3 protein-coding genes and 1 pseudogene are annotated in these 3,046 nt (G+C 37.5%); 3 read left to right on the forward strand and 1 reads right to left on the reverse strand.

What is annotated here, in order from left to right:
• Positions 1–109 (forward strand): aldehyde ferredoxin oxidoreductase C-terminal domain-containing protein (locus MRT15_RS12640; protein ID WP_369684973.1); only part of this gene is annotated, 109 nt, incomplete at its 5' end.
• A 43-nt stretch (positions 110–152) separates the two neighbouring features.
• Here the strand turns inward: MRT15_RS12640 and MRT15_RS10075 are convergent.
• The gene (locus MRT15_RS10075; RefSeq protein ID WP_304329966.1) at positions 153–494 is read right to left on the reverse strand and encodes a MoaD/ThiS family protein; all 342 of its coding nucleotides are present in this window, start codon (positions 492–494) and stop codon (positions 153–155) included.
• Between the two features lie 567 nt (positions 495–1,061).
• On the opposite strand from MRT15_RS10075, the gene MRT15_RS10080 reads away from it, so the two are divergent.
• Together MRT15_RS10080 and MRT15_RS10085 are read left to right on the forward strand one after the other, a co-directional pair.
• On the forward strand, positions 1,062–2,648 hold the full coding sequence (locus MRT15_RS10080; protein WP_304329967.1) for an FAD-binding oxidoreductase: 1,587 nt from the start codon (positions 1,062–1,064) through the stop codon (positions 2,646–2,648).
• Between the two features lie 138 nt (positions 2,649–2,786).
• A pseudogene (locus tag MRT15_RS10085) lies at positions 2,787–3,046 on the forward strand (diaminopimelate decarboxylase); the annotation flags it as partial.

Genomic DNA, 3,046 nt, shown 5'->3' on the forward strand with positions numbered 1-3,046 from the left:
GGGAGCTTCGAAAGGAGAAAGAATTCAGAGGGAAGAGTTTGAAAAAATGCTTAAAGAATACTATAAATTAAGAGGATGGAACGAAGAAGGGATTCCACCTTCAACCTAAAGATTGATGGAATCGCATGAAACTAAAATCTAAATTTTTCCCATTAATTTTTTATTTTTACGTTATATTCGCAATCTCCACCTTCAACTGATGGTAAAATGACTACTTCATCGCCATCTTTAAGCATATAAGTAAGGTTTTGATGTAATCCATTGACCAGTATGAAATAGTTTTTAAGCATAGTTGTATCCCTGTCCATGGCAACCTCACCTCTAACCGTTGTAAAAATGGTCTCTCTTAATTCCTTAGAAATTTCAGAGTGTCTATTAGGTATGTGCTTCATAAGCAAATCAGCTACTGTTGAATTCTCAACATCATATTTCTCTTCCCTAACGCCTAAGAGTTCGTACAGTCTACCAAAATACTTAACCTTAACTTTGGCCATCAAATCACCCCTCCAGAAGAATTTCTAGCAAGTACCTTCATTAACAACAATTAATAAATTGATTACATGGATTTATCCTTTTCCTAGATTATGTTATGCCTATTAATTTGCTGTTAACTTCCTTCTTGAATCATTCAAATAAATAAATTTTAAAGTATTAATAGAAGACTTAACCAAGCTTTTTTTTTAACTTCGATATAAAAGCGACGTCTGTTTGTCGTATCTTCGAAATAGTTACTGTCTTGTTTGTTGAACAAAATGTTCGATAGATATTAAGGCTTGCTGATAAAATCTGTGTCCTAGAAGCGTGTAGTGTACCCCTTAAAAATAAGTGGAGGATTTCTTGAAGATGAATTCATTAAAACTTGTCTGGGTATATAATTGCTGAGCAAGAACATAGTTAAGGGCTTATATTAAAACTTCTTACCGATTCTCCCTTCATGTTTCACCAGTAATTTATATAAACAAACATTGGAGTCAATTATTTTTTACGGAGGTTTTGAGTTAATGCCAGGGAATTTGATTTATGCCGAATTTCCTCGTGAACCTTTGTGTGGGGAGGAGGCTTTGAAGAGGATTAGTGATCCGAAGGTTATTGAAAATTATGTTAGGGATGAATCTGTGATTATAATTGGGAAGGCAGATGAAGTTGTATTTCCAAGGGATGAGAAGCAGATTGCTGAAGTTTTGAAGGAGGCGAATAGGAGGGGGGTTCGTGTAACCATTTCTGGGGCTGGAACTGGCATAACTGGTTCAAGGGTTCCATTGGGTGGAATCGTATTGTCAACTGAAATGTTAACTGAAGTTTATCCTAAGCAATTAGCGTGTGGAGAGCTTGTTGAATATTCTGAGTCAGGTAAGAGGTATTCGATTTTCATAGGGAAAGATGAGGATACTGGAGAGTTTTATGCTATTGCGCCTCCTGGAATTCCTGTGGAAATTTTTAAGAGGATGGTTGAAAGTAAAGGTCTATTTTACCCTCCCGATTCAACTGAGACGACTGCTTTTCTAGGTGGAAATGTTGCGACGAATGCTTCTGGAGCTAGAACTTTCCATTATGGTTCTACACGTGAATATGTGAGGAGATTGCGTGTGGTCCTTCCAAATGGGGATGTGTTGAATATTAGGCGTGGAGAAGTTTTTGCAGATGGAAATAAGTTTACGATAGTGTTGACAAGTGGGGAGCAAATAAATCTTGAACTGCCAACCTATAATATGCCGAAAGTTGAGAAGAATGCTGCAGGCTATTATGTTAAACCCAACATGGATTTAATAGACTTATTCATAGGTTCTGAAGGGACATTAGGCGTGATAAGTGAAGTGGAAGTTAGGCTTATAGAAAAGCCAAAAGCAATACTCCCAGTTTTTGCACACTTTTCAAGGGAGGATGACGCCATAAAGTTCGCAAAAGTGCTTAAAGCCCATAGGCAATTTCTCTCGAAATACTCTGTCAACTTGCTTTCAATAGAATTCTTCGACAAGAATTCTGTGGAGTTTATTAGGAAGAAGTATCCTCCACCAAAAATCCCAGCGAACTCCAATGGAATAATCTTCTTTGAATTGGAAATCCGTGATGAGAATAAGGCGCGAGAGGCTCTAGAGGGAATTGTCAGCCTTCTAGAGGAGTGTAAAGTCTTAGAAACCATGACATCCTTCTCCCCAGATTGGGCAAGAGAGGCGAAGGAGATAAGGCATGCCTTACCAGAAGGGGTTAATAATTTCGTTCGCGCACATGGTACGAGGAAGGTTGCAACGGATATAGTTGTTCCTGAAGAGAATTTTGATGAAATGATGGCTACATATCGTCAAGTTGGAGATGGAACTGGTATACCTTATGTCAACTTTGGTCATATAGGGAACAACCACTTACATTTCAACTTTTTGCCAAGGACCCGTGAAGAATTGGAGAAAGCTGTAAAAGCATGTACATTACTTTTAAAGAAAGCTGTGCAGTTAGGTGGAACAGTATCGGGTGAGCATGGAGTTGGGAAAAAGAGTTACGTGGAAGATGATGAGGAAAGACCTCTACTAGAGCTCATGTATGGTCGTAAAGGCCTTATGGAAATAGCTAAAATTAAACATGCTTTAGACCCCAACCACATATTGAACATAGGAAATATAGTACCCGAGGAATACCTCAAACAAGTTTCTTAAATGCATACATCATGTATATACATTATAATTTTGTGCACTAAACACTGGCAATAGTGGCTGAAAACGCTATTTTCACAAGCACTTTTAAATTTTAATTCAAATAATATATTGACTTCAATTTTGGTGAGGTAACTTCGGATGCATGCTGAAAGTGATTTCTTCTTGGATTATATTGGTAGGCTGAGGGGTAGGGGTGTTGATTTAAATTATTTGGCTGAGAAGTATGGTACGCCATTGTATTTCATTGATGGTGATGTTGTTAAGCATAATTATGAGATTTTGAGGAATGCTATAAGTGGAGTTTACGATAAACTTCTAATATGTTACGCATATAAGGCGAACACATGTATAGCTTTACTTAAACTTTTAAATTCCCTTGGAGCTGGAGCTGAGGTTGT

This window comes from Candidatus Culexarchaeum yellowstonense (assembly GCF_024707025.1).
Classification (GTDB): domain Archaea; phylum Thermoproteota; class Methanomethylicia; order Culexarchaeales; family Culexarchaeaceae; genus Culexarchaeum.

Bases quoted from the DNA above. Each gene is read 5' to 3' on its own strand.
- MRT15_RS10075 (WP_304329966.1), bottom strand. From the start codon at position 494: ATGGCCAAAGTTAAGGTTAAGTATTTTGGTAGACTGTACGAACTCTTA.